General features: G+C 63.0%; 18 protein-coding genes and 3 rRNA genes. 6 read left to right on the top strand and 15 right to left on the bottom strand.

What is annotated here, in order from left to right:
- Positions 1–92: 92 nt before the first annotated feature.
- Together J5251_RS13335 and J5251_RS13330 are read left to right on the top strand one after the other, a co-directional pair.
- The gene (locus tag J5251_RS13335; RefSeq protein ID WP_208574220.1) at positions 93–1787 is read left to right on the top strand and encodes a sensor histidine kinase; all 1695 of its coding nucleotides are present in this window, start codon (positions 93–95) and stop codon (positions 1785–1787) included.
- Positions 1780–2493 carry a response regulator gene (locus tag J5251_RS13330; RefSeq protein WP_244250668.1) on the top strand — a complete coding sequence of 238 codons (714 nt, stop codon included), beginning with the start codon at positions 1780–1782 and terminating at the stop codon, positions 2491–2493. The genes J5251_RS13335 and J5251_RS13330 overlap by 8 nt, the downstream gene beginning before the upstream one ends.
- Positions 2494–2510: 17 nt before the next feature.
- Here the strand turns inward: J5251_RS13330 and J5251_RS13325 are convergent, their stop codons facing one another.
- Complete coding sequence (locus tag J5251_RS13325; protein ID WP_279633626.1) at positions 2511–4427, bottom strand: acetate--CoA ligase; 1917 nt, start codon at positions 4425–4427, stop codon at positions 2511–2513.
- Between the two features lie 167 nt (positions 4428–4594).
- Here J5251_RS13325 and J5251_RS13320 point away from each other — a divergent pair, with 167 nt between their 5' ends.
- From J5251_RS13320 to J5251_RS13305, 4 genes are read left to right on the top strand one after another with little or no spacing between them, the layout of a single operon-like run.
- Positions 4595–5251, top strand: coding sequence for a GntR family transcriptional regulator (locus J5251_RS13320; RefSeq protein WP_208574218.1), 657 nt, complete (start codon positions 4595–4597; stop codon positions 5249–5251).
- Complete coding sequence (locus J5251_RS13315) at positions 5248–6783, top strand: MmgE/PrpD family protein (protein WP_208574217.1); 1536 nt, start codon at positions 5248–5250, stop codon at positions 6781–6783. Before J5251_RS13320 ends, J5251_RS13315 begins: the two co-directional genes overlap by 4 nt.
- Positions 6784–7689 (top strand): methylisocitrate lyase, encoded by a 906-nt coding sequence (gene prpB, locus J5251_RS13310; RefSeq protein WP_208574216.1) that lies wholly within the window; start codon positions 6784–6786, stop codon positions 7687–7689.
- Between the two features lie 30 nt (positions 7690–7719).
- Complete coding sequence (locus J5251_RS13305) at positions 7720–8862, top strand: bifunctional 2-methylcitrate synthase/citrate synthase (RefSeq protein ID WP_139007451.1); 1143 nt, start codon at positions 7720–7722, stop codon at positions 8860–8862.
- 91 nt (positions 8863–8953) lie between these two features.
- Here the strand turns inward: J5251_RS13305 and J5251_RS13300 are convergent, their stop codons facing one another.
- From J5251_RS13300 to J5251_RS13235, 14 genes are all read right to left on the bottom strand, one after another.
- Complete coding sequence (locus J5251_RS13300; protein WP_139007452.1) at positions 8954–9442, bottom strand: 8-oxo-dGTP diphosphatase; 489 nt, start codon at positions 9440–9442, stop codon at positions 8954–8956.
- A 39-nt stretch (positions 9443–9481) separates the two neighbouring features.
- Complete coding sequence (gene xerD / locus J5251_RS13295; RefSeq protein ID WP_208574215.1) at positions 9482–10462, bottom strand: site-specific tyrosine recombinase XerD; 981 nt, start codon at positions 10460–10462, stop codon at positions 9482–9484.
- 6 nt (positions 10463–10468) lie between these two features.
- Complete coding sequence (locus J5251_RS13290) at positions 10469–11152, bottom strand: NUDIX domain-containing protein (protein ID WP_139007454.1); 684 nt, start codon at positions 11150–11152, stop codon at positions 10469–10471.
- A gap of 2 nt (positions 11153–11154) precedes the next feature.
- Positions 11155–12861, bottom strand: coding sequence for a CTP synthase (locus J5251_RS13285; protein ID WP_139007455.1), 1707 nt, complete (start codon positions 12859–12861; stop codon positions 11155–11157).
- A gap of 124 nt (positions 12862–12985) precedes the next feature.
- The gene (gene recN / locus J5251_RS13280; protein ID WP_208574214.1) at positions 12986–14710 is read right to left on the bottom strand and encodes a DNA repair protein RecN; all 1725 of its coding nucleotides are present in this window, start codon (positions 14708–14710) and stop codon (positions 12986–12988) included.
- Complete coding sequence (locus J5251_RS13275) at positions 14707–15699, bottom strand: NAD kinase (protein WP_139007457.1); 993 nt, start codon at positions 15697–15699, stop codon at positions 14707–14709. Before J5251_RS13275 ends, recN begins: the two co-directional genes overlap by 4 nt.
- Positions 15696–16550 carry a TlyA family RNA methyltransferase gene (locus J5251_RS13270; protein ID WP_208574213.1) on the bottom strand — a complete coding sequence of 285 codons (855 nt, stop codon included), beginning with the start codon at positions 16548–16550 and terminating at the stop codon, positions 15696–15698. The genes J5251_RS13275 and J5251_RS13270 overlap by 4 nt, the downstream gene beginning before the upstream one ends.
- A 7-nt stretch (positions 16551–16557) precedes the next feature.
- Complete coding sequence (locus J5251_RS13265) at positions 16558–16779, bottom strand: hypothetical protein (protein WP_139007459.1); 222 nt, start codon at positions 16777–16779, stop codon at positions 16558–16560.
- 44 nt (positions 16780–16823) lie between these two features.
- Positions 16824–17807 (bottom strand): HAD-IIA family hydrolase, encoded by a 984-nt coding sequence (locus tag J5251_RS13260; RefSeq protein ID WP_208574212.1) that lies wholly within the window; start codon positions 17805–17807, stop codon positions 16824–16826.
- A 4-nt stretch (positions 17808–17811) separates the two neighbouring features.
- Positions 17812–18594 (bottom strand): hypothetical protein, encoded by a 783-nt coding sequence (locus J5251_RS13255; RefSeq protein WP_244250667.1) that lies wholly within the window; start codon positions 18592–18594, stop codon positions 17812–17814.
- Positions 18595–18767: 173 nt separating this feature from the next.
- Entirely contained in the window at positions 18768–19619 is an 852-nt protein-coding gene (locus tag J5251_RS13250) for a hypothetical protein (RefSeq protein ID WP_208576238.1), read from the bottom strand.
- A gap of 437 nt (positions 19620–20056) precedes the next feature.
- Positions 20057–20173, bottom strand: a 5S ribosomal RNA gene (rrf, locus tag J5251_RS13245).
- 206 nt (positions 20174–20379) lie between these two features.
- Positions 20380–23522, bottom strand: a 23S ribosomal RNA gene (locus J5251_RS13240).
- A 458-nt stretch (positions 23523–23980) separates the two neighbouring features.
- Positions 23981–25504: ribosomal RNA gene (locus tag J5251_RS13235) — 16S ribosomal RNA — on the bottom strand.
- The 16S, 23S and 5S rRNA genes sit together here, the layout of an rRNA operon.
- Positions 25505–25568: the final 64 nt, after the last annotated feature.

Genomic DNA, 25568 nt, shown 5'->3' with positions numbered 1-25568 from the left:
GGGGTCGGCGGAGCGTTGCAAACCATGTTGCCCGTCACAGTGACTGCCATCACCATTACGTTCATACTGTTCGCAGACCGAAAGGAAAACGCATGAAGAGCTGGAGCCTCGCGGCGCGGATATTCGCCGGCCAGCTCATTTTCCTGACGGTGCTGACGGCTGTTGTAGCCACAGTTTTGTTCCTCGATGCGCGGGACCAGAATTACAGCCGCGCAGAGCAGCGCATGCGATCCGTCGCCGTGACCATCGCAGCGAGTCCCTTTGTCCTGGAAGCGGTCCAGACGCCTAATCCAACCTCGGCCCTGCAGCCGTATGCGCGCGCTATCATGGACGATGCCTCGGTGGACTTCATCACGATCATGGCCCCGGATGGCACCCGCTTTACTCATCCGGATCCCGCCGAGATAGGCAGGACGTACATCGGCAGCACCGAGCAGGCGCTAAGAGGAGAGATCTGGACCGAAACTGTTGCCGGCACCTTGGGCCCGTCCGTCCGGGCGATTGTGCCGATCCAGGACGAGGACGGCACCGTCCACGGCATGGTGGCCACCGGTGTCACTGTCACCAATGTCTCGGTGGCCATTGCGGCCAGGCTCCCCTTCGTGATCCTCACCGCCGTGGCCGTCATGGCGGCGTCGTCGGTGGCCTCGTGGCTCCTCAGCCGCTACCTGAACCGGGCCACCTTGGGATGGGGCCCGGAGCAGCTGTCCAGAATTTTCATCTTCTACGATTCGGTCCTGCACTCGGTCCGCGAAGGCGTGCTCCTGGTCGGTCCCAGCGGACAGCTGGTGCTCTACAACGACCAGGCGGCCCGGCTGCTGAACCTGCCGCCCAGGCCGCCGGGAGGCCCGGCTCTGGACATCGCCGACCTGAAGATCCCGGGGCCGCTGAAAGAGCTGCTGCTCAGCGGCCGCGTTGCGCGGGAGGAGGTGCTTGTGACCGATGACCAGGTACTGGTCGTCAGTCAGGACCCTGCCGTGCGCCCGCCACAGCGGGCTCGGACTGCCGGTGCCGCGGCAGGAAGCCGTGCCGCAAAGCCGGCCGCGCCGCTGGGAACCGTGGCGACCTTACGCGACCGGACCGAGGTCCAATCCCTGGCCGGCGAGCTGGAGTCCATGCATACCCTCACCGACGCGCTCCGGGCCCAGACGCACGAGCACTCCAACAGGCTGCACACCATCGTGTCGCTGATCGAATTGGGCAGGGACAGCGATGCGATCGAGTTCGCGGCCCGCGACCTGCAGCAGTCGCAGCAGCTGACGGACAAGGTCGTCTCCGCCGTGGACGAACCCTTCATTTCGGCGTTGCTGGTGGGCAAGGCAGCCCAGGCCAACGAGCGCGGCATCGAGCTCAACATCACTGCGGACACTGCCTTCGGCGCCGAAACGGTGCCTGCCGGTGCCCGCGCCGGCCTCGATCCGGCCGCGCTCGTAACCATCGTGGGAAACCTGCTCGATAACGCCTTCGACGCGGTCTCAGGGTCCGAGCACCGGGAAGTCTCGATAGACTTCCTCAGCACTTCCGAGAAATTATGGATCGAGGTTCACGACAGCGGGCCGGGGATTCCGGAATCGGAGCTGGAGAGCATATTCAGCCTTGGCTTCAGCTCCAAGGCCGACGGCGGCAGGCGCCGCGGTGTGGGCCTGGCCTTGGTGCGCCAAGCCGTAAAGAGATTGGGCGGGCAACTGACCGTGGACAATGAGGAAGGAGCCGTATTCACCGTGTCGCTGCCGCTGCATCCGCTCCAGCCTGCTACGGAAGAGGAAACCGGAGGCACCATTGCCTGATCCGATCCGTGTCCTCGTGGTCGAAGACGAATCCGTGGCAGCCGCCGCCCATGCGGAGTATGTGCGGCGGATCGAGGGCTTCCAGCTCGCTGGTGTGGCGCGGACGGGTTCGGAGGCCCTGGCGTTCCTGGGACTGTCCCCCGGAAGGCAGCAGGAGTCCGCCGTCGCCGTCGATCTGGTGCTGCTGGACATGAACCTGCCGGACCTGCACGGACTGGATATCCTGCGCAGAATCCGCGGTTCCGGCCTGCCGGTGGAAATCATCGCCGTAACCGCAGTCCGGGAACTGCCGATTGTTCGCAAGGCCATTTCCTCCGGCATTGCGCAGTACCTGATCAAGCCGTTCACCTTCGCCGCCTTCAGCGACAAACTCCATCACTACCGGCAGTTCCGGGACAGCCTTGCCCAGCACGGCAGTGCCACCACCCAGGAGGCCGTGGACCGCGCCTTCGCCGCGTTGCGCACCCCGGCCGCGGCCACCCTGCCCAAAGGTTTTTCCGAAGAGACCCTGCAAAGCGTCATCACGCTGCTGAAAAGCAGTCCATCCCCCATCTCGGCGGTTGAGGTCACCGAACGGCTGGGCATGTCCCGGGTGACCGCACGCCGGTACCTGGAGCACCTTGCGGAGCAGAACGCCGCCGTCCGGTCTCCCCGTTACGGCACGCGGGGGCGGCCGGAATTCGAGTACACCTGGCGCCGGGCGTGATGCCGGCGAGCGCCGGGCTAGGGCTGCAGCAGGCGCACCAGGTCGTCAATCACCAGTGGATCCTCGATAGTGGAAGGCACGGTGTACGCCTCGCCGTCGGCGATCTGCCGCATGGTCTTGCGCAGGATCTTGCCTGACCGTGTCTTCGGCAGTGCGGCCACGATCCGTATCTCCTTGAAGTCCGCGACCGGCCCGATCTGCGAGCGCACCAGGTCCACCAGTTCCCGCTGAAGCTGTTCCTGCGCCATCTCGCTGCCGGCCTTGAGCACCACAAACCCGCTGGGCCGCTGTCCCTTGAGGTCATCGGCAATACCGACGACCGCGCATTCGGCCACCGCGGGATGCCGCGCCACGGCCTGTTCCATTGCCCCGGTGGAGAGCCTGTGGCCGGAGACGTTAATGACGTCGTCGGTGCGGCCCATCACGAACAGATAGCCGTCCTCGTCCAGGTAGCCGGAGTCCCCCGTGGTGTAATAACCGTCGAAGATGTCCAGGTAGGACCGGATGTACCGCTCGTCGTTGCCCCACAGCGTGGTCAGGGTTCCCGGCGGCAGGGGCAGCCGCAGCACGATGTTGCCTTCGGTGCCGGGCGGCACCGGCTGCCCGCCGGCGTCGACGATTTCCAGCCGGTACCCCGGCACCGGCACGGTGGGCGATCCGGCCTTGACCGGAAGCTGCTCCACGCCGAGCGGATTGGCTGCGATGGCCCAGCCGGTCTCCGTCTGCCACCAATGGTCGATTACCGGCACCTGCAGGGCAGCCGAAATCCACTCGTACGTCTCAGGATCCAGCCGCTCGCCCGCCGCAAACAGTGTGCGCAGGGACGAGATGTCATAGTCCTTGACCAGCGCGGCGGCCGGGTCGGCCTTGCGGATGGCCCGCAGCGCAGTGGGGGCGGTAAAGAGCACATCCACATGATGGTCCTGGACTACCCGCCAGAATGCGCCGGCATCCGGGGTCCCTACCGGCTTGCCTTCGTAAAGCACAGTGGTGGCTCCGGCAATCAGGGGTCCATAAACAATGTAGGAGTGTCCCACCACCCAGCCGACGTCAGAAGCGGTCCACATGACGTCGCCCGGGCCAACGTTGTAAATGTTCTTCATCGACCAGGCCATGGCCACCGCATGGGAGCCGTTGTCCCGCACTACGCCCTTCGGGGCGCCGGTTGTACCTGACGTATAGAGAATGTAGAGCGGGTCGGTCGCCTTGACCGACACCGGGCCGGCCGGCTCGGCGGTTGCCGCCAGCGCGTCCCAGTCATGCCAAACCGTACCGGCGGTCGCGAAGTCCTCGACGGTATGTTGGAATCCCTCGCGCGCTTTGACGATCACATCGGCAACGGCGTGGCCTGCCAGCCCGATGGCTTCGGCGACCGCCGGCAGGTACTCGATCCGGCGCGACGGTTCGATTCCGCCGCTGGTGGTCACGATGGCCGAGGGGCGTGCATCATCAATCCGGGCGGCGAGTTCCTGTGCCGCGAATCCACCGAACACCACTGAATGGACCGCTCCGAGCCGGGCTACCGCCAGCATGGCCACGGCGGCCTCGGGAATCATGGGCATGTAAATGATGACCCGGTCGCCTTGGCCAACTCCCCGGCCGCGCAGCACGCCTGCAAAGCGCTCAACCTCGGACAGCAAGTCCTGATAGGTGTAGGTGCGCTGCAGCCCCAGCATCGCCGAATCGTAGATCAGGGCGGCATCCCCGCCGCGGCCGGCGGCAACATGGCGGTCCAGGGCGTTGACGCTGGTGTTGAGCTCACCGTCCGGAAACCAGCGGTACATCGGCGGGTTGCCATCGTCGAGGGCCTGGGCAGGCATCTGGTCCCACTGGATGGCCGAGGCGGCATCGAGCCAGAACTTCTCCGGCTCATCGCAACTGGCCTCGTACATAGTGCGGTAGCTGTCCACGCTGATCCCTTTCGAAGCTTCGATGTGATGCTCGCCATACTATCGGTCGAAACCCGCGTCCAACAAGAGTCCTGTATACATTTCTCGCCTATTCAGCCGAGAAAGTCTTATCAGCCCTTGCTTACTTCCCTGCTGTGTATACACTGGTACTGTATTCAAACTCACCACGACCTGCAGAACGGGAGGTTCCAATGCGTGCCAGCGAGCGTGCCTATTGGGCCTTGCGGGAGGACATCGTCGAATGGCGGCTGCCGCCGGGTACCGTCCTCGGGGAAGTGGAACAGGCCGAACGGCTGGGGGTTTCCCGCACTCCCCTGCGTGAAGCACTCGGACGGCTGACTGCCGAAGGCCTCGCTGCCCCGCACAGCGGCCGCGGCGTCGTCGTCACCGCCATCTCGCTCGATACCGCTGCCGAACTCTTCGAACTCCGCACCGCACTGGAGTGCCAGGCCGCGTCTCTGGCGGCACGGCGCGGGGATCCGGCAGTCTTCACGTGCCTGCAGCAGGAGTTCGCCTCGGCGGCCCAGCTGCTGCGCGGCGATGATCCGGCCCGCCATGATTACTACGCTCTCGTGGGCCGGCTGGACCGGGCCATCGACGAGGCCATCGACAACGCCTATCTGCTGCAGGCGCTGAAAAACCTGCGGGTGCATCTGGTCCGGATCCGCCGGCTGGCCAAAGACAATCCCGAACGCCTGCTGGCAGCAGCCACGGAGCACGCCAACATCGCCGGGGCCATCGCCGCCGGGGACGGCCAGCTCGCCGCAGCGGCCACCGCAGTACATCTGTATCAAAGCCTGGAACATCTCAAAACCACCCAACCGTCAGCCGAGAGGACAGCCTCATGACCGTCAACCACAAAGTCCGCGTCTACCGCAGTGAAGAGAACCTTCCGCGGCAGGACCAGCTCGCCTACAAGATCGCCAAGGTCGCCGTCGACCCGGTGGAAGTCAGCGAAGACGTGACCGAAATGGTCATCAACCGCATCATCGACAACGCCTCCGTGGCCGTTGCTTCGCTAAACCGCGGCCCGATCGTGGCCGCCCGTTCGCAGGCGCTGAGCCACCCGGTCTCGGCGAACGGCAACGGAGCAGGAATCTACGGCGTTGCCGGCAAGACCTCGCCGGAGTGGGCCGCCTGGGCCAACGGTGTCGCCGTGCGCGAACTGGACTACCACGACACCTTCCTCGCCGCCGAGTACTCCCACCCGGGCGATAATATTCCTCCCATTCTCGCCGTCGCGCAGCACACCGGCGCCAACGGACGCGACCTTGTGCGCGGAATCGCCACCGGCTACGAAATCCAGGTGGATCTGGTGAAGGCCATCTGCCTGCACAAGCACAAGATCGACCACGTCGCCCACCTCGGCCCGTCCGCCGCAGCCGGCATCGGCACCCTGCTGGGTCTCGACGTCGAAACCATCTTCCAGGCCGTGGGCCAGGCACTGCATACGACGACGGCGACCCGCCAGTCCCGCAAGGGCGAGATCTCAACGTGGAAGGCCCACGCACCGGCATTCGCAGGCAAGATGGCTGTGGAAGCCGTTGACCGGGCCATGCGCGGGCAGACCTCGCCGGTTCCCATCTACGAGGGCGAAGACGGCGTCATCGCCTGGATGCTCGACGGACCCGAGGCTGCCTACGAGGTGCCGCTGCCCGCCGACGGCGAAGCCAAGCGCGCCATCCTCGACACCTATACCAAGGAGCACTCGGCCGAATACCAGGCACAGGCCTTAATCGATCTGGCCCGCAAGCTGCACGGCGCGCACCCGGAAGCCACCGATCCGGCGAACGTGGACAAGATCCTCATCCACACCTCGCACCACACGCACTATGTCATTGGCTCCGGCGCGAACGACCCGCAGAAGTACGATCCGATGGCCTCCCGGGAAACGCTGGACCACTCCATCCCGTACATCTTCACCGTCGCCCTGCAGGACGGAAAGTGGCACCACGTCGATTCCTACACCCCTGAGCGTGCGGGACGTGCCGATACCGTAGACCTCTGGCACAAGGTGACCACGGAAGAGGACCAGGAATGGACCCGCCGCTACCATTCGCTGGACATCAGCGAAAAGGCCTTCGGCGGCCGCGTGGAGATCACGCTCAAGGACGGCAGCACCATTGTGGATGAGATTGCCGTTGCCGATGCGCACCCGCTGGGTGCCCGCCCGTTTGCCCGCGAGCAGTACATCAACAAACTGCGCACGCTGGCTGCCGGCCAGAACGGCAATCGTCTGGTGGAGGAGGCCGAAATCGACAGGTTCCTCGCCGCCGTCGAACGTCTGCCCGAACTTGCCGCGGGAGAACTGGACCAGCTTAATATTGCAGCGGCCGACGGCGTCATCAACCTGAGCGCCGGACCGAAGGGGCTTTTCTAAATGCTGTACGCGAAAACCACCCCCGAGCAGAAGCGTGTAGCGCTGCGCGAAGGCCTGGCCTCGGGCACGATCCAGCAGTTCCCCGGTGCTTTCAACCCGCTTTCGGCACGGCTCATCGAGGAGAAGGGCTTCAACGGCGTCTACATTTCCGGCGCGGTGCTGGCCAATGACCTGGGCCTGCCCGACATCGGACTGACCACACTGACCGAAGTGGCAACCCGGGCAGGACAGATCGCTCGGATGACCGAGCTGCCGGCGATCGTCGACGCCGACACTGGTTTCGGCGAGCCCATGAACGTGGCCCGCAGCATCCAGGAACTCGAAAACGCCGGGATGGCCGGCTGCCATATCGAGGACCAGTTCAATCCGAAGCGCTGCGGCCACCTCGACGGCAAGAACGTAGTGGATCTGGAGACGGCCACCAAGCGCATCCGCGCCGCGGCGGACGCGCGCCGCGATCCGAACTTCCTGATCATGGCCCGGACCGATATCCGGGCCGTGGACGGCATCGAAGCAGCGCAGGACCGTGCCAAGGCCCTGGTGGATGCCGGTGCCGACGCCATCTTCCCCGAAGCAATGCGCAACCTGGAGGAATTCCAGGCCATCCGCGACGCCGTGGACGTACCGGTGCTGGCGAACATGACGGAGTTCGGCAAGAGCGAGCTGTTCACCACCGAGCAGCTGGCCTCGGCCGGCGTCAACATTGTCATCTATCCGGTAACACTGCTGCGCAGCGCCATGGGCGCTGCGGAACGCACCCTGGACACGATCAAGGCCAAGGGTTCGCAGCAAGCCGACGTGGAAAACATGCTGACCCGTGCACGTTTGTACGAATTGGTGGATTATGAAGCTTACAACCACTTCGACACTTCGGTCTTCAACTTCCAGGTACCCGGACAACACTGACGGCATCGCTGTCTTGATAAAGGAGTCGCTATGACCAGCGAAGCAACCACAGAAGCACCGCAGATCCACAAAGGACTTGCCGGCGTCGTCGCCGACACCACCCGCATTTCCAAAGTCAACGCGGACACCAATTCCCTGCTCTACCGCGGTTACCCGGTCCAGGATCTGGCTGCCCAGTGCAGTTTCGAGCAGGTCGCGTATCTGCTCTGGCACGGCGAGCTTCCCACCAACGCGCAGCTGGCGGAATTTACGGCCCACGAGCGCTCCGGGCGGGCACTGGACCCAGTGGTCAAGTCCGTCATCGATACGCTGCCCACATCGTCCCACCCCATGGACGTGTGCCGAACGGCGGCGAGCGTCATCGGGGCACGGCATCCGCACTCGGAGGACTCGTCCCCGGAAGCCAACCTGGCCAAGGCCAAGGACCTCTTCGCCGCGTTCCCCGCCGTCGTCGCCTACGACCAGCGCCGTCGGCGCGGCCAGGACGTTGTCGAGCCCCGCGAAGACCTGGACTACTCGGCTAACTTCCTCTACATGACCTTCGGTGAGGAAGCTGCCCCCGAGGTGATCGAGGCCTTCAACGTCTCGATGATCCTCTACGCCGAGCACTCATTTAACGCCTCGACCTTCACGGCGCGAGTCATCACCTCGACCCTGGCGGATCTTCATTCCGCGGTCACCGGGGCCATCGGCGCGCTCAAGGGCCCGCTCCACGGCGGCGCCAATGAGGCCGTGATGGACACCTTCGAAGAGATCGGTACCGAAGGAGGCGACATCACCCGGCGCGCGCAGGCGTGGCTGGAGGATGCCCTGGCCACCAAGAAGAAGATCATGGGGTTCGGACACCGTGTCTACAAGAAGGGCGACTCGCGTGTCCCGACCATGAAGGCCGCCCTCGACAAGATGATCGCTTACTACAACCGGCCGGACCTGGCTGAGCTGTACACGGCGCTGGAATCGGCCATGGCCGAGAAGAAGAACATCAAGCCGAACCTGGACTATCCGGCGGGCCCGACGTACCACCTGATGGGCTTCGACACTCAGACGTTTACTCCGCTGTTCGTCGCCGCCCGCATCACCGGTTGGACGGCACACATCATGGAGCAGCGTGAAGCCAACTCCCTGATCCGCCCGCTGAGCGAGTACAACGGACCGGACCAGCGTTCGCTCTGACCAATAACAGCCGCAGCGCAGGATGCCCGCCGTGCTTCCGGCTGGCATCCTGCGCTGCAGGTAGTTCCATGGCTTGCGGCAGGGCCCGGCTCTACGGGAGCGGCTCCAGCGGATCGAATCTGGCCGCGGTTTCGTTGTCGTCGTTGAGCACGATGCGGAAGTTGGGCATCGCCCCGGTGAGTGCCATGGGCAGCCACGTGCCGGCGTCGTGCCACATGAGCGCCAGCGGCAGCGCATCCAGCCTGAACCATTCCGGAACAATTTCCTCGGATTCTGCCGGTTCCCCGGTCCAGCGGCGCGCTACAAAAAGCGCGGCATCCATGTTCCAGAGCGGCCGTGACGGAAAGTCGAACAGGATTCGTCCCGCAGGTTCCAGGTCCTCCTGCCGGACCGTCACGCCCGTCTCTTCCAAGACCTCGCGGCAGGCAGCCTCAGCTACGGTCTCCCCCGGCTCGAGCTTTCCGCCGACCCCGACGACCTTGCCGGTACCGAAACCGGACTTCTTGTGGCCCAGCAGTACAGCAAGTCCGCCGTCCATTTCCCGCACCAGGAAGCACAAAGCCACGGCCACTTCACTCATGAGCCGAGTCTATCCTTCCTGACCTGCCCCCAGGACGTGCTAGCCCAGCGCACGCGGGTGGGCCGCGGCGTAAACCTCGCGCAATGTGTCGGCGTTGACCAGTGTGTACACCTGTGTGGTGGTGACCGACGCGTGGCCCAGCAGCTCCTGCACCACACGCACGTCCGCGCCGCCTTCAAGCAGGTGGGTCGCGAATGAATGCCGCAGCGTGTGCGGCGAGACGTCCCGGCCAATGGCGGCCTTTTCTGCCGCCGTTTTCAGGATGGTCCATGCGCTCTGGCGGCTCAGCCGTCCGCCACGGGCGTTCAGGAAAAGCGCGGGTGTGCCGCGGCCTTTGGCAGCGATGCCCGGACGGGCGCGGACCAGATAGTCGTCAACGGCTTTGGCCGCATAGGATCCCAGCGGCACCAGCCGCTCCTTGGAGCCCTTGCCCAGCAGACGTACGACAGCGGGTCCCTCGTCGATGGTTTCGACGCTCACGTCATCGACGTCGAGACCGACGGCCTCGCTGATCCGCGCGCCGGTTGAGTAGAGAAATTCGAGCAGCGCACGGTCACGCTGGCCGGTGGGCGTTTCGGTGCCGACCGCTTCCAGAATCCGGGTAACTTCGCCGACCGAGATGGCTTTGGGCAGGCGTTTGCCCGGCATCGGCGGGTGGACGTCGGTGGCCGGATCCGTGGCGGTGATCCCCTCCAGGCTCCAAAACTTGTGCAGACCGCGCACCGCGACAATGGTCCGTGCCGCGGAACGGACGCTTAGGGCCGACGCGCCGTCCGATCCATCGGAGAGAACCTGCGCGAAGGCAGTGACGTCATGGCGGCTGATTTTCGCCGGGTCATTGACCGACCGCTGTTCCAGGAAATGCAGGTACCGCTTCAGGTCACGGCGGTAGGCGGCCACGGTATTGGCCGCCAGGCCGCGTTCAACGGCCATGTGCTGCAGATAGTCCGATACGGCCCTGTCCAGCGCCGTCGTTCCTAGATCACCGGCCGTGGTGGCGGCCTGCACGCTTCCGGCCATGCAACCTCACTGCCCCGTCCCGGCGGCCGGCGCCGGGTGGTGCCGCTGTGAGGGATGCTCCGGCCAGGGTGCGTCGGCCGGACGGAGCCCTTCAAATCCGTGCCGTGACGCTTCGGCGGCAGCCAGTACGCCGGCGACGGCCGACGGATTGTGCAGGCGGCCTGCCATCACAGCTTGGACGGCGTCGTCGAGATCCACCCACAGGTGCTCGATTTCTGCTTCTTCATCCGTCCGTGTATGCAGGTCAGCTTCGGGAACGTCAGTAAGGTTTCTGGCCAGGTAGATGCGGATGGCTTCGCTCGACGAGCCCGGTGAATTGAAGAAATCCACCAGCACGTCCCAGCGGCCGGCCGCGAGGTCCGCCTCCTCTGCCAGTTCCCGGGCAGCCGCAACCACAAAGTCCTCGCCCTCGACATCCAGCAGGCCGGCTGGGATCTCCCACAGCGACATCCGGACCGGCTGCCGGTACTGCTTCAGGAGCAGGATGCGGCCGTGGTCGTCCATGGCCACGACGGCTACCGCGCCCGGGTGGGCGATGTAGTCGCGGACCAGGACGTCCTCGGCGTCGCCGGAGAGACTGAAGGTATCGCTGACGACGTTCCAGATCCTGCCCTCGTACAACGTCTCGGAAGCAACCAGCGTGCGCGGATCAGGCTGGTCGGCAAACACCTTTGGACCGGCAGCGGACATGGCTAGGCTCCGGCTTTCGAGACCGGCTTGTCGTGGTTGAGTGCCGCGGCAACCAGGCCGGCGAACAGCGGATGCGGCCGGGTCGGACGGGAGCTCAGTTCCGGGTGCGCCTGGGTCGACACGTAGTACGGGTGCACCTTCTTGGGCAGCTCGACGAATTCCACCAGCTTGCCGTCAGGCGACGTTCCGGAGAACACGAGGCCCGCCGCTTCCAGCTGCTCCCGGTACTTGTTGTTCACTTCATAGCGGTGGCGGTGGCGTTCGCTAACCTTGGTGGAGCCGTAGGTTTCGGCAACCACGGAGCCGCCCTTGAGCGCGGCCTCGTAAAGCCCCAGCCGCATCGTGCCGCCGAGATCGCCCTTGCCCTCGACGATCTCCAGCTGTTCTTCCATGGTGGCGATCACCGGGTGCTTGGTATCGGGGTCGAACTCGGTAGACGAGGCGTCCTCCAGACCGACCACATTGCGCGCGTATTCCATCACCATGGACTGCAGGCCAAGGCACAAGCCCAACGTCGGTAGCTTGCGTTCGCGGGCGTACTTCAGCGCGCCCAGTTTCCCTTCCAGACCGCGGATGCCGAAGCCACCCGGGACACAGATGGCATGGACGCCGGCGAGAGACCTGGCCGCACCTTCTGCAGTGGCGCAGTCATCGGAGGGCACCCAGCGGATCTTGACCTTGGTTTGATTGGCGAAGCCACCCGCGCGCAGCGCTTCCGTCACGGAAAGGTAGGCGTCCGGCAGGTCGATGTACTTTCCGACCAGGGCGATCTCGATCTCGTGCTTGGGATTGTGGACGGCCTCCAGCAACCTGTCCCACTTGGTCCAGTTCACGTCCTTGAACTTCAGATCCAGGTGCTGGACGATGTACGCGTCCAGCATCTGGGCATGCAGGGTCTTCGGGATGTCGTAAATGCTCGGGGCGTCCGGGCAGCCGATCACTGCATCCGCGTCCACATCGCACATGCGGCCGATCTTCTCCCGCATGGCCTCCGGAACTTCGCGGTCAGAGCGGATGACGATGGCATCCGGCTGGATGCCGATGGAGCGCAACGCTGCCACGGAGTGCTGCGTCGGCTTGGTCTTCAGTTCCTGAGACGGGCCGATGTAGGGCACCAGCGATACATGCAGGAAGAAGACGTTATTGCGCCCTACATCCTGCCGCACCTGGCGGGCGGACTCGAGGAACGGCTGGGACTCGATGTCGCCGACGGTGCCGCCAATTTCGGTGATGATGACGTCCGGCGCCTTCTTGCCCTCGGCGGGCAGGCGCATCCGGCGCTTGATTTCATCGGTGATGTGGGGAATGACCTGTACGGTGTCCCCGAGGTACTCGCCGCGGCGTTCCTTTGCGATGACCGTGGAATAGATCTGGCCCGTTGTCACATTGGCCAGCCCGTCCAGGTTCTCGTCCAGGAAGCGCTCGTAGTGTCCGATGTCCAGATCCGTTTCGGCGCCGTCGTCGGTGACAAAGACTTCGCCGTGCTGGAAAGGGTTCATCGTGCCCGGATCCACGTTCAGATAGGGATCCAGTTTCTGCATGGTCACGGAGAGTCCACGCGCCCGGAGCAGGTGTCCGAGGCTGGAAGCTGTCAGACCCTTCCCGAGAGAAGACGCCACGCCACCGGTGACGAAGATATGTTTGGTCGTCTTGGACGACTTGGAAAACCGGGAATTTGTTCGCTGCACCACGGAATTCGAGCCTATCACCTTTCCAGCGGCTCCGACTGCCAGAACCGCTACGGCCACCCGTTCGTGTTGGATGACACAGCCTCAGCTTCCCGCCGCCAATATTGCGGTGGCGGGAGTCTGTTCCTCCAGCCGATCGTACAGCTTAGCGGCTTCCTTTGGCCCCTTCGATCAGTTCCTGTGCATGGGCACGGGCCAGTTCGGATTCCTCCTGGCCGGCTAGCATCCGGGCCAGCTCCGTCACCCGCTCTTCATCCGAGAGCAAGGTGACGTCGCTGGCCGTCACGCCTTCGGCATTCTTAGCTGCGGCCGCTGAGGTTTTATAGACGCGGATGTGCTGGTCGGCGAAGGCCGCGACCTGCGGCAGATGGGTAACCACGATGACCTGGACGTACTTGGCCAGCATGGCCAGCCTGCGCCCGATCTCCACCGCTGCTTTACCGCCGACGCCGGAATCAACCTCGTCAAAGACAAACGTCGGCACCGGGTCCACCGCGGCCAGTACTACTTCAATGGCGAGCATGACCCGTGAGAGCTCACCGCCGGAGGCACCCTTGCCCAGCGGACGCGGCGGCGCGCCCGGGTGCGGCTTCAGCAGGAACGCGATGTTGTCCGCCCCGTGCGGTCCAAGCTCCTCGGCAGGCTCAAGCTGGATGTGCAGTTCGGCGTCCGGCATGGCCAGTGCGGCCAGCTCCTTTCCCACCTTGCGGCCGAGTTCGCCACCGGCTTTGCCGCGCATGGCGGTGATCTTGCCGGCGGTTTCGGTCAGTTCGATATCGAGCGCCGCGATTTCCGTTTCCAGCGCCTCGATCCGGCTGGAATCGTCAGTCAGCTCTTCCAGACGCTGGCGGGCGGTTGCGCTCCAGTCCAGCACCTCGTCGATGCTCGGTGCATACTTGCGCACCAGTCCGGCGAGGCTGGCCCGGCGCGCCTCCAGCTCCGCCAGCCGTTCGGGGCCTTCGTTGTCCAGCGAAGCGGAGTAACTGGCCAGATCTGCGGCAACGTCGGCCAGGATATAGCCAACTTCTGCGAGCCGGCCTGCGGCCTTGCCCAGTTCCGGGTCATCTGCCTGGACCTGCTCCAAGGATCGTTTCGCCGCGTCCACCAGCGAGGTGGCATCGCCGGAGTCGGTGAATTCCTCCGCGATCAGCGCCTGGTGCGCCAGCTGTGCGGCAGCGCGCAGCTGCTCTACGTTGGCCAGCTTGGTGGCCTCCGCCTTGAGCACCAGATCCTCACCAGGCTGCGGGTCGATGCCGTCGATTTCCTCCAGTGCCAGCTGCAATGACTCCGCTTCGCGCAGCCGTTCACGGGCCTCGGTCCGCAGCGACTGCAGCTCCGCCGTCGCCTGCCGCCAACGGTCGTAGGACTGGCGGAACGCCGCCAGGGCCTTGGCCAGCTTGGGTCCGCCGAACTTGTCCAGGGCCTCCCGCTGTGCGGACTGGCTCTTCAGCCGCAGCTGTTCCGACTGCCCATGGACCGCCACCAGCTGTTCGCCGATTTCAGCCAGCGTGCCCACCGGAGCCGAACGGCCGCCGACATGCGCCCGACTGCGGCCGTCGGCGTTTACGGTACGGGCCAGCATCAGCTCTGCTTCGCCATCGTACTCTTCAATGTCCGCACCGGCTTCCTGTGCGCGGGCGATGGCGGGACTGTCCGGGGCAAGCCGGACCACGGCTTCGGCGACGGCGGAGGAAGCACCGGTGCGCACCGCGCCGGCATCCGAACGGGCACCAAGCAGCAGACCCAGCGCGGTCACCACCATGGTCTTTCCGGCGCCGGTCTCACCCGTGACTACGGAAAGCCCGGGGCCCAGCGGCAACACGGCCTCCGTAATGACACCGAGGTTGCTGATTCTGATTTCGTCAATCATCGACGTTCCTCCTCGGGCGGGGTGTGATGCGGTTCGATCGTCCGGATAGTATCCAACGGCGTCGTCTGCGGCTGGGCCTCGTCCGCGCTGATCGGACCGCGCCAGCCCTTGGTCGGCAACTCGAACTTGCGTACCAGCCGTTCGGCAAAGGGCGTACGTCTGGTCCGGGCCAACCGGACCGGCTTGTCCGAGCGCGTTACCTCAACACGGGAACCGGGCGGCAGGTCGAGGCTGCGCCGGCCGTCGCACCAGAGCACGCCATTGGCGTCAGTGCGGTTCAGCAGTTCCACGGCCATGACCGAGTCCGGGGCCACCACCAGCGGCTTGGCAAACAGCGCATGCGCACTGATCGGGACCATCAGCAAGGCTTCCACCTCGGGCCAGACCACCGGTCCCCCGGCCGAGAAACCATAGGCCGTCGAGCCGGTGGGCGTGGCCATCACCACCCCGTCGCAGCCGAAGGAGCTAATGGGCAGCGCGTCGACTTCGACGACGACCTCAACCATCCGCTGGCGGTCCCCCTTTTCCACGGTGGCCTCGTTCAACGCCCAGGTGTGGCCGATCTTGCGCTTGTCCAGCCAGACCTGCACGTCGATGGTCATCCGTTCCTCAACGGTGTATTGGCGCTCCACCACCCAATGGACGGTCTGGGCAAGGTCTGCACGTTCGCTTTCAGCCAGGAAGCCCACGTGGCCCAGGTTCACGCCCAGCAGGGGTACATCAGAGTCCCGGACCAGTTCGGCGGAGCGCAGAATGGTACCGTCCCCGCCGAGCACCATGCCCAGGTCCACGTCCTTGAGCTTCACATCTTCGTCCAGGATCTCGAGCGGAGCGGCCAGATGGGAATAGACCTGTCGGATGTGCTCCGCTTCTTTGCGCCGCATCACCGGAACCAGGCCGGAGGCATGGAGCTGGGCACACGTTTCCTGGGCGGCGGCCAGAGCGTCGTGGCGTCCGGTGTGGGCCAGAACCAGAATCCGTCTGCTCATGCGTTTACTCCCGGTAGTTTATTGGGTTGTTCCGCATCCGGCGGTTCCGGATACTGTTCCATGGCGTTGCGGACGGCGGCATCAAGCTCAGTTCCGATCCTAGCCGGGGCCCGGATAGCGGGCACCTTCATCCACAGGAAGAATTCAACATTACCGTCCTGGCCCGGCAGCGGACTGCGGGCCAACCCCTTGATGTGCAGTCCGTGCTCCAGCCCGCTGCGTACTACCTTTTCCACCGCCCTTCGCCGTTCGGCTTCCGAACTGACGACGCCGGTGCTCGCCAATGACTCACGCCCCACCTCGAATTGCGGCTTCACCATCAGCACCATGTCGCCGTCGGGCTCTGTCGCCGCGCTGAGGGCCGCTATCACCAAGGTCAGCGAGATGAAGGACAGGTCCGCAACCGTCAGCGAGACCGGGCCGCCGATATCGGCACTGTCGAGGTACCGGGCGTTCACGCCCTCGAAGAGATGGACCCGCTCATCGGCGCTCAGTTGCGGCACCATCTGGCCGTGGCCGACGTCGACGGCAGCTACCTCCCGCGCGCCGGCTTCAAGGAGCACCTGGGTGAAGCCACCGGTGGACGCCCCGGCATCCAGGCATCGGCGGCCCTCGGGCTCTACCGCAGGGAAGGCACGAAGCGCGCCGGCCAGTTTGTGCCCGGCCCGGCTGACGTATTCAGGCTCGCCCCCTGCCGCCACCTCCAGCTTGTCATCAGCTGCCACAGAGGCGGACGCCTTCCGTACCACGTTCCCCCCGCGGCTCACCAGGCCGGCGGAGATAAGCTTTGCGGCATGGGTCCGGGACCTTGCCAGTCCGCGAGCTACCAGTTCCTGATCCAGTCTCGTCATTCCTGCCTCAGTCTGCTCCAGCATCCAGATCAGCCAGCAGGCCATCATGCATGTAGGTAAAGACGGCAGCATGTTCGGTTATCGGGACTTGCGGCAGCGAAGTCAACGGCTCAATGATTTCGTCCACGCTCTCGTCCTCGGTGGACACAACCGAGACCGGCCACTGCGTAACGGCTGATTCCGGCGACAGCTGTCCAGCGGAAGTGATCGGGTCAGACATCGGATCCATCGGTCAGTTCCTTCCACCATCAGGGGCTGTTCCCCCGGCCTGTTTCAGTCTATCGACGCGTGCGCGGCCAGTTCCGGCATGAACGCGGCTGGCGTTTCGGGGTGGGCGTTCCACCATGCGGCGCAGGCAGCCCGCCAGGTGTCGAGCTCATTGCGGTCACCGCTATAACGGACAACGCCGTTCTCGACCGTAGCGCTCGAGCGGCCGCAGGTGAAAATTCCATCGGCAGAAGTTACCTGCGGATACGGCTGGTACAGATCGCCCAGGTTGGCCAGCAGGTAGCGCGGCCGTTCGGCTGTCCGGGCGGCGAGGATCGTTTCCACCGTATCGACGCCGGTCAGCACCGCCGCCGTATGCATGCCAGCGTTGTTGCCGCCAAGGATGTCTGTGTCCAGACGGTCTCCGACGACAAGCGGTGTCACCGCATGGAGGCTTTCCGCCGCCGTCGTAAAGAGAGCCGCCTCAGGCTTACCTGCCACCAGCGGCGTCGCCCCCGTGGCTGTCTGGACAGCAGCCACCAGCGCCCCGTTTCCCGGCGCTATCCCCTCGGCGCGGGGAATCGTCAGGTCCGTATTGGTGGCTATCCAGAATGCACCAGCTGCTATCGCATACGATGCCTCGGCCAGATCCAGCCAGCTCACCGCAGGATCAAAGCCTTGGATGACGGCGTGGGGCCGCTGGGCAGCGGAATCCACGGGCACAAACCCCAAGGCTTCAATCTCCTGGACCAAGGTCCGGCTGCCGGTTACCAAGACCTTGGCTCCCGGCGGCACATGCTTTGCCAGCAGTGCCGCGCCGGCACGGGCGGACCCAAACACTTGGTCCGCACGCGCCGGCGCACCGAGTTCCCGAAGATGCGCCGCAACCTGCTCGGAAGACCGGGACGCGTTGTTGGTGATATAGCCCAGTCTGACACCGGCCGCCGGCAACCTGTCGAGAGCTTCAGTCGCTCCTGCTATGGCACCGGCACCGGCGTAAACCACCCCGTCCAGATCACAGAGCAGAGCGTCATAACCGTCGATCAACATCGGTTCAGTCTTCGTCTCCGGGGTGCTTGACGTCGTGTTCCCCGGCAGCCGGGTCCTGGATTTCATGGAGGTCTTCGTCCTCGAGCGCTGCCTCGGAAAGACGCGGTTCAACGTCCTTGCCCTCGGTATCGGCTTCCGCACCTCCTGATACTTCTTCATCTGGTTCGGCGCTGCCTGCTGCCTCGCCCGGAACTGCCTCGTATCCAGTGGACACCTCGCGTGGACGCCTGGTTTCCGGCTCCTCATCTTCATCACCGAGGTCGAAGATTTCCGGCTCGGCAAACTCTCCTACGCCTAACGCGCTCTCTGCCAGTCGCGCTTGGCGGCGCCACTGCTCGGCTTCTTCAGCGCGCTTCACGGACTCAAGGGCGTCGGCGTAGGCCCGGAACAGCCTGGGGCTGTATGAGAATGCCCGGTTCTTGTCGAGCTGCGGAATCTCAAGCGCAGCCACGGCAGCGTCATACTGCTCCAGATCCATCCGCGCGCCCGACGCCACAATCGCCAGTTCCACCTTGCCGGCAGCGTCCAGGTCCGTAGCTTCCTCGGAACGGATCATCTCGAGGGCACGGTCAGGTCGGCCAAGTCCGCGCTCACAGTCGGCCATCACGGGCAGGTGTGCGTTGGAGCCGCTGATCCGACGGTAGGTACGGAATTCCCGCAGGGCCTCTCCGTAGTGGCCGGCGGCGTAGGCAGTCAGTCCGACAGCCTCGCGGACCGGAGCCATCCGGCCCCCACGGCGGCTGGCAGCTAAGGCATGCTGGAACGCGAGCTCGGGATCGTCGTCCATGAGACGCGCCGCCATCACCAGGTGCTTGGCAACCCACTCTGCGCTCTTTGATTCCAGCGTTCGCAGCTGTGCACGGATAACCCGGTCCAGTTCCTGCCCGGTAACGTCATCGTCGATCTGGGGAGAGCGGGGACGATCGGCCCTGTTGGAGCTGCGCAGATCCTGTGCATTCTTCAGCGGAGGCTGACCAGCGCCTCGGTCCGCCCCATACTTCCGTTCGCCGAAGCGATCTTCCCCGTCGCGGCGCGGCTTGAATCCCTCCCCGCCCCGATCGGAGCCACGGGGGCCGCCACGGTCCTGGCGCGGGCGGTCACCGAATTCGCGCCGGGGCTTGAAACCCTCAGCCCCACGGGAACCGCCACGGTCTTCACGCGGACGATCGGTGTATTCACGACGAGGACCATCACCGCGATCCTGACGGGGACGGTCACCGTACTCACGGCGAGGCTTGTAACCTTCAGCCCCACGGGAACCGCCACGGTCTTCACGCGGACGATCGGTGTACTCACGACGAGGACCATCACCGCGATCCTGACGCGGACGGTCACCGTACTCACGGCGAGGCTTATAGCCCTCGGCACCACGGTCTTGACGGGGACGATCGGTGTACTCACGACGAGGACCATCGGTGCGATCCTGGCGAGGGCGGTCACCGTACTCGCGGCGAGGTTTGTAACCTTCAGCCCCACGGGAACCGCCACGGTCTTCACGCGGACGATCGGTGTACTCACGACGAGGACCATCACCGCGATCCTGACGCGGACGGTCACCGTACTCACGGCGAGGCTTATAGCCCTCGCCTCCCTGGCCGGAGCCGCGAGGGGCACCACGGTCCTGGCGCGGACGATCGGTGTACTCACGACGAGGACCATCGGTGCGGTCCTGACGGGGACGGTCGCCATATTCACGGCGGGGACCGGATCTATCCCGGCCAGCTGCACCTTCACCGCTGCCGCCACGGCGATCGTCGCGTGCGCGGAAACCGCGCGGGTCACCGCCCGAATTGCTTGTGCCGCGATAGGCACCGCCTTGCCGTCGTGCTTCACTGTCCCGACGTGGCCCCTCGCCACGTCCAGCAGGTTTGTCAGATCCTGAGCGGACGCCGAAGTTGCCCCGTCCGGCACCGCCCTTGTCGTCTCGTTCCCCACGACCACGGAAATCAGCCATGCCGGAGCTCCTCTCAGTGCGGGCCTGGCACCCCTCAAAGGAGCCTTCAGCCGCCATCTCTATTTATCTGGTGATTTGTGTTGATCTATTGATCAGAACGCGGCACAAGATGTGCCACCAGACCAGTCTAGTGCAGACCATCAACACGGCCGGCTGACTGGGCTGTGATACCACTTACGACGGCGGGCCCTGGCTTCAGCGCTCGGACGGGCCGACGGCGATTCCCGCCATGAAGATGGCCTTAAATGGGTGAAGGGCTCCACCGTCATGGTGGAGCCCTTCACGCTCAAAAGATGTCCGGCGGTGACCTACTCTCCCACACCCTCCCGGGTGCAGTACCATCGGCGCTGTGGGTCTTAGCTTCCGGGTTCGGAATGGGACCGGGCGTTTCCCCCACGCTATGACCGCCGTAACCCTTGCCACCCTCCGGGCCCGGTTCCGCGGGCTGGGGGTGAAACCTGTGGTTACATCAGTTCATGGTTGGACTGTATGCAATTGTGTGTTCCTGCGGACGGTTGTTGTCCGGGAACCACATAGTGGACGCGATGCACGTATCTTTTCCTTCCCCTGTATGTTGCCGGGAACCGTTTGAAGTCGGTTCGGCGGCCAGGGAAGTGTGTGGTGTAAGTTATCGGCCTATTAGTACCGGTCAGCTTCACAGGTCTTTAGTCCCTGCTTCCACATCCGGCCTATCAACCCAGTGGTCTGGCTGGGGGCCTCCCACACCTCGAGGGTGTATGGAAATCTCATCTTGAAGCCGGCTTCCCGCTTAGATGCTTTCAGCGGTTATCCAATCCGAACGTAGCTAATCAGCGATGCACTTGGCAGTACAACTGACACACCAGAGGTTCGTCCGTCCCGGTCCTCTCGTACTAAGGACAGACCTTCTCAAATTTCCTGCGCGCGCAGCGGATAGGGACCGAACTGTCTCACGACGTTCTAAACCCAGCTCGCGTACCGCTTTAATGGGCGAACAGCCCAACCCTTGGGACCTACTCCAGCCCCAGGATGCGACGAGCCGACATCGAGGTGCCAAACCATGCCGTCGATATGGACTCTTGGGCAAGATCAGCCTGTTATCCCCGAGGTACCTTTTATCCGTTGAGCGACGGCCATTCCACAATGTGCCGCCGGATCACTAGTCCCGACTTTCGTCCCTGCTTGAGATGTCTCTCTCACAGTCAAGCTCCCTTGTGCACTTACACTCGCCACCTGATTGCCAACCAGGCTGAGGGAACCTTTGGGCGCCTCCGTTACTCTTTAGGAGGCAACCGCCCCAGTTAAACTACCCATCAGGCACTGTCCCTGACCCGGATTACGGGCCGAAGTTAGATGTCCAGAGTGACCAGAGTGGTATTTCAACGATGACTCCACCCGAACTGGCGTCCGGGCTTCACAGTCTCCCACCTATCCTACACAAGCCACACCGAACACCAATACCAAACTATAGTAAAGGTCTCGGGGTCTTTCCGTCCTGCTGCGCGTAACGAGCATCTTTACTCGTAGTGCAATTTCGCCGAGTTTATGGTTGAGACAGCGGGGAAGTCGTTACTCCATTCGTGCAGGTCGGAACTTACCCGACAAGGAATTTCGCTACCTTAGGATGGTTATAGTTACCACCGCCGTTTACTGGGGCTTAAATTCTCAGCTTCGCCCCCGAAGGGGCTAACCGGTCCTCTTAACCTTCCAGCACCGGGCAGGAGTCAGTCCGTATACATCGTCTTGCGACTTCGCACGGACCTGTGTTTTTAGTAAACAGTCGCTTCCCCCTGGTCTCTGCGGCCCACACCCGCTCCACAGAGCAAGTCTGTATCACGGGGCAGGCCCCCCTTCTCCCGAAGTTACGGGGGCATTTTGCCGAGTTCCTTAACCATAATTCTCTCGATCGCCTTGGTATTCTCTACCTGATCACCTGTGTCGGTTTGGGGTACGGGCGGCTAAAACCTCGCGTCGATGCTTTTCTCGGCAGCATAGGATCACCAGATCCCCCCATACGGGGGTCCCGTCAGGTCTCAGGCTTAGTGAACGGCGGATTTGCCTACCGTTCGCCCTACATCCTTGGACCGGGACTACCATCGCCCGGCCTGGCTACCTTCCTGCGTCACACCTGTTAATACGCTTACCTCCCCGGTTCAGGTCCCGCGCGCCCCGCACACACTGGCCCCGAAGGGCACGGATGCACGGTTTGGACGGTTAGTATCACCGGCTCGGTATGGGCGGTTTTTCGCCGGTACGGGAATATCAACCCGTTGTCCATCGACTACGCCTGTCGGCCTCGCCTTAGGTCCCGACTTACCCAGGGCAGATTAGCTTGACCCTGGAACCCTTGATCATTCGGCGGACGGGTTTCCCACCCGTCTTTCGCTACTCATGCCTGCATTCTCACTCGTGTAGGCTCCACCGCTGGTTTCCACCGCGGCTTCACTGCCCACACGACGCTCCCCTACCCATCCACGCCCCTGAACCAAGGGAACAAGTCCCCGGCTTGGGTAATACATGAATGCCACAACTTCGGCGGTGTACTTGAGCCCCGCTACATTGTCGGCGCGGAATCACTTGACCAGTGAGCTATTACGCACTCTTTCAAGGATGGCTGCTTCTAAGCCAACCTCCTGGTTGTCTTCGCAACTCCACATCCTTTCCCACTTAGCACACGCTTAGGGGCCTTAGTTGGTGGTCTGGGCTGTTTCCCTCTCGACTATGAAGCTTATCCCCCACAGTCTCACTGCTGCGCTCTCACTTGCCGGCATTCGGAGTTTGGCTGACGTCAGTAACCTTGTAGGGCCCATCGGCCATCCAGTAGCTCTACCTCCGGCAAGAAACACGCAACGCTGCACCTAAATGCATTTCGGGGAGAACCAGCTATCACGGAGTTTGATTGGCCTTTCACCCCTACCCACAGCTCATCCCCTCCATTTTCAACTGAAGTGGGTTCGGTCCTCCACGCGCTCTTACACGCGCTTCAACCTGGCCATGGGTAGATCACTCCGCTTCGGGTCTAGATCACGCCACTGCAACGCCCTGTTCAGACTCGCTTTCGCTACGGCTTCCCCACACGGGTTAACCTCGCGACGTAACACTAACTCGCAGGCTCATTCTTCAAAAGGCACGCCGTCACAGCTGCTAGGGCTGCTCCGACGGATTGTAAGCACACGGTTTCAGGTACTGTTTCACTCCCCTCCCGGGGTACTTTTCACCTTTCCCTCACGGTACTTGTCCGCTATCGGTCATCAGGTAGTATTTAGGCTTACCAGGTGGTCCTGGCAGATTCGCACGGGATTTCTCGGGCCCCGTGCTACTTGGGATACTCTCCAAGCGGCAGCACACATTACGGTTACAGGGCTAACACCTTCTCCGGCCGGCCTTTCAAGACCGTTCACCTATGCATCTGCACTCACTTCAGCTGTCCGGCAGAACAGCAACGGAAAGTCCCGCAACCCCGGCCATGCAACGCCCGCCGGCTATCACACATGACTCGGTTTAGCCTCATCCGCGTTCGCTCGCCACTACTAACGGAATCACTGTTGTTTTCTCTTCCTGCGGGTACTGAGATGTTTCACTTCCCCGCGTTCCCTCCACGTACCCTATGTGTTCAGATACGGGTCACCAGGTAACACAAGTGCCCCTGGCGGGGTTTCCCCATTCGGACATCCTGGGATCAAAGTTCGGTTATCAACTCCCCCAGGCTTTTCGCAGATTCCCACGTCCTTCTTCGGCTCCTGATGCCAAGGCATCCACCGTGTGCTCTTAAAAACTTGACCACAAAAGATCAAAATCAGCATTTAATATCGAGAGAACCACAGATCCAAAACAGATCCAGGTTCATCAAAATTGCTTCTTTATAAGATGCTCGCGTCCACTATGTAGTTCTCAAACAACAACCCCGTCGCACCCATCCCCGCACCACGTATTCACCGTGGCCCGGACCCGGACTGCGCAGGAAACCAGAAACAAACAAACACCGGCCCATGAACGGCCGGTCCCTGTTGCCTCAGGACCCAACAGTGTGCCAAACAACAACCCCCCGGACAACCCCCACACGTTCCAGGCACCCCCGAAAGGACACCGTACTGGCATGGAAACCGCCAAAAGACCATCTATCCGTTGATATTCCACCCTCGAGCACCCACCGCAGAACAAACGCCTGCGCAATGGGCTCTCCTGCAAACCGCACAACCAACACTCGGGAAGGTTCCGCTAAATTTGAGGCGCTCCTTAGAAAGGAGGTGATCCAGCCGCACCTTCCGGTACGGCTACCTTGTTACGACTTAGTCCCAATCGCCGGTCCCACCTTCGACGGCTCCCTCCCACAAGGGGTTAGGCCACCGGCTTCGGGTGTTACCAACTTTCGTGACTTGACGGGCGGTGTGTACAAGGCCCGGGAACGTATTCACCGCAGCGTTGCTGATCTGCGATTACTAGCGACTCCGACTTCATGAGGTCGAGTTGCAGACCTCAATCCGAACTGAGACCGGCTTTTTGGGATTAGCTCCACCTCACAGTATCGCAACCCTTTGTACCGGCCATTGTAGCATGCGTGAAGCCCAAGACATAAGGGGCATGATGATTTGACGTCGTCCCCACCTTCCTCCGAGTTGACCCCGGCAGTCTCCTATGAGTCCCCGCCATAACGCGCTGGCAACATAGAACGAGGGTTGCGCTCGTTGCGGGACTTAACCCAACATCTCACGACACGAGCTGACGACAACCATGCACCACCTGTAAACCAGCCCCGAAGGGAAACCGCATTTCTGCGGCGGTCCGGTCCATGTCAAGCCTTGGTAAGGTTCTTCGCGTTGCATCGAATTAATCCGCATGCTCCGCCGCTTGTGCGGGCCCCCGTCAATTCCTTTGAGTTTTAGCCTTGCGGCCGTACTCCCCAGGCGGGGCACTTAATGCGTTAGCTACGGCGCGGAAAACGTGGAATGTCCCCCACACCTAGTGCCCAACGTTTACGGCATGGACTACCAGGGTATCTAATCCTGTTCGCTCCCCATGCTTTCGCTCCTCAGCGTCAGTTACAGCCCAGAGACCTGCCTTCGCCATCGGTGTTCCTCCTGATATCTGCGCATTTCACCGCTACACCAGGAATTCCAGTCTCCCCTACTGCACTCTAGTCTGCCCGTACCCACTGCAGACCCGGGGTTGAGCCCCGGGCTTTCACAGCAGACGCGACAAACCGCCTACGAGCTCTTTACGCCCAATAATTCCGGACAACGCTTGCGCCCTACGTATTACCGCGGCTGCTGGCACGTAGTTAGCCGGCGCTTCTTCTGCAGGTACCGTCACTTTCGCTTCTTCCCTGCTGAAAGAGGTTTACAACCCGAAGGCCGTCATCCCTCACGCGGCGTCGCTGCATCAGGCTTTCGCCCATTGTGCAATATTCCCCACTGCTGCCTCCCGTAGGAGTCTGGGCCGTGTCTCAGTCCCAGTGTGGCCGGTCACCCTCTCAGGCCGGCTACCCGTCGTCGCCTTGGTGAGCCATTACCTCACCAACAAGCTGATAGGCCGCGAGTCCATCCAAAACCAAAAAATCTTTCCACCAACCACCATGCGGTGAAAGGTCGTATCCGGTATTAGACCCGGTTTCCCAGGCTTATCCCAGAGTCAAGGGCAGGTTACTCACGTGTTACTCACCCGTTCGCCACTAATCCCCGGTGCAAGCACCGGATCATCGTTCGACTTGCATGTGTTAAGCACGCCGCCAGCGTTCGTCCTGAGCCAGGATCAAACTCTCCGTTAATGTTTACTAACAGACACAACACCGGCCCCCGGGAAAACGGGAACCAGCACTGCACTAAATTCAA

The sequence above is a fragment of the Arthrobacter crystallopoietes genome (genome assembly GCF_017603825.1).
GTDB classification, from domain to species: Bacteria; Actinomycetota; Actinomycetes; order Actinomycetales; family Micrococcaceae; genus Crystallibacter; species Crystallibacter crystallopoietes_B.
Note: the sequence above shows the minus strand (reverse complement) of the source record. Positions and strands in the feature narration are given on the sequence as shown.

Bases quoted from the DNA above. Each gene is read 5' to 3' on its own strand.
- J5251_RS13335 (WP_208574220.1), top strand. From the start codon at position 93: ATGAAGAGCTGGAGCCTCGCGGCGCGGATATTCGCCGGCCAGCTCATT.
- J5251_RS13320 (WP_208574218.1), top strand. From the start codon at position 4,595: ATGCGTGCCAGCGAGCGTGCCTATTGGGCCTTGCGGGAGGACATCGTC.
- J5251_RS13315 (WP_208574217.1), top strand. From the start codon at position 5,248: ATGACCGTCAACCACAAAGTCCGCGTCTACCGCAGTGAAGAGAACCTT.
- prpB (WP_208574216.1), top strand. From the start codon at position 6,784: ATGCTGTACGCGAAAACCACCCCCGAGCAGAAGCGTGTAGCGCTGCGC.
- J5251_RS13305 (WP_139007451.1), top strand. From the start codon at position 7,720: ATGACCAGCGAAGCAACCACAGAAGCACCGCAGATCCACAAAGGACTT.
- J5251_RS13300 (WP_139007452.1), bottom strand. From the start codon at position 9,442: ATGAGTGAAGTGGCCGTGGCTTTGTGCTTCCTGGTGCGGGAAATGGAC.
- xerD (WP_208574215.1), bottom strand. From the start codon at position 10,462: ATGGCCGGAAGCGTGCAGGCCGCCACCACGGCCGGTGATCTAGGAACG.
- J5251_RS13290 (WP_139007454.1), bottom strand. From the start codon at position 11,152: ATGTCCGCTGCCGGTCCAAAGGTGTTTGCCGACCAGCCTGATCCGCGC.
- recN (WP_208574214.1), bottom strand. From the start codon at position 14,710: ATGATTGACGAAATCAGAATCAGCAACCTCGGTGTCATTACGGAGGCC.
- J5251_RS13275 (WP_139007457.1), bottom strand. From the start codon at position 15,699: ATGAGCAGACGGATTCTGGTTCTGGCCCACACCGGACGCCACGACGCT.
- J5251_RS13270 (WP_208574213.1), bottom strand. From the start codon at position 16,550: ATGACGAGACTGGATCAGGAACTGGTAGCTCGCGGACTGGCAAGGTCC.
- J5251_RS13265 (WP_139007459.1), bottom strand. From the start codon at position 16,779: ATGGATCCGATGTCTGACCCGATCACTTCCGCTGGACAGCTGTCGCCG.
- J5251_RS13260 (WP_208574212.1), bottom strand. From the start codon at position 17,807: ATGTTGATCGACGGTTATGACGCTCTGCTCTGTGATCTGGACGGGGTG.
- J5251_RS13255 (WP_244250667.1), bottom strand. From the start codon at position 18,594: ATGGACGACGATCCCGAGCTCGCGTTCCAGCATGCCTTAGCTGCCAGC.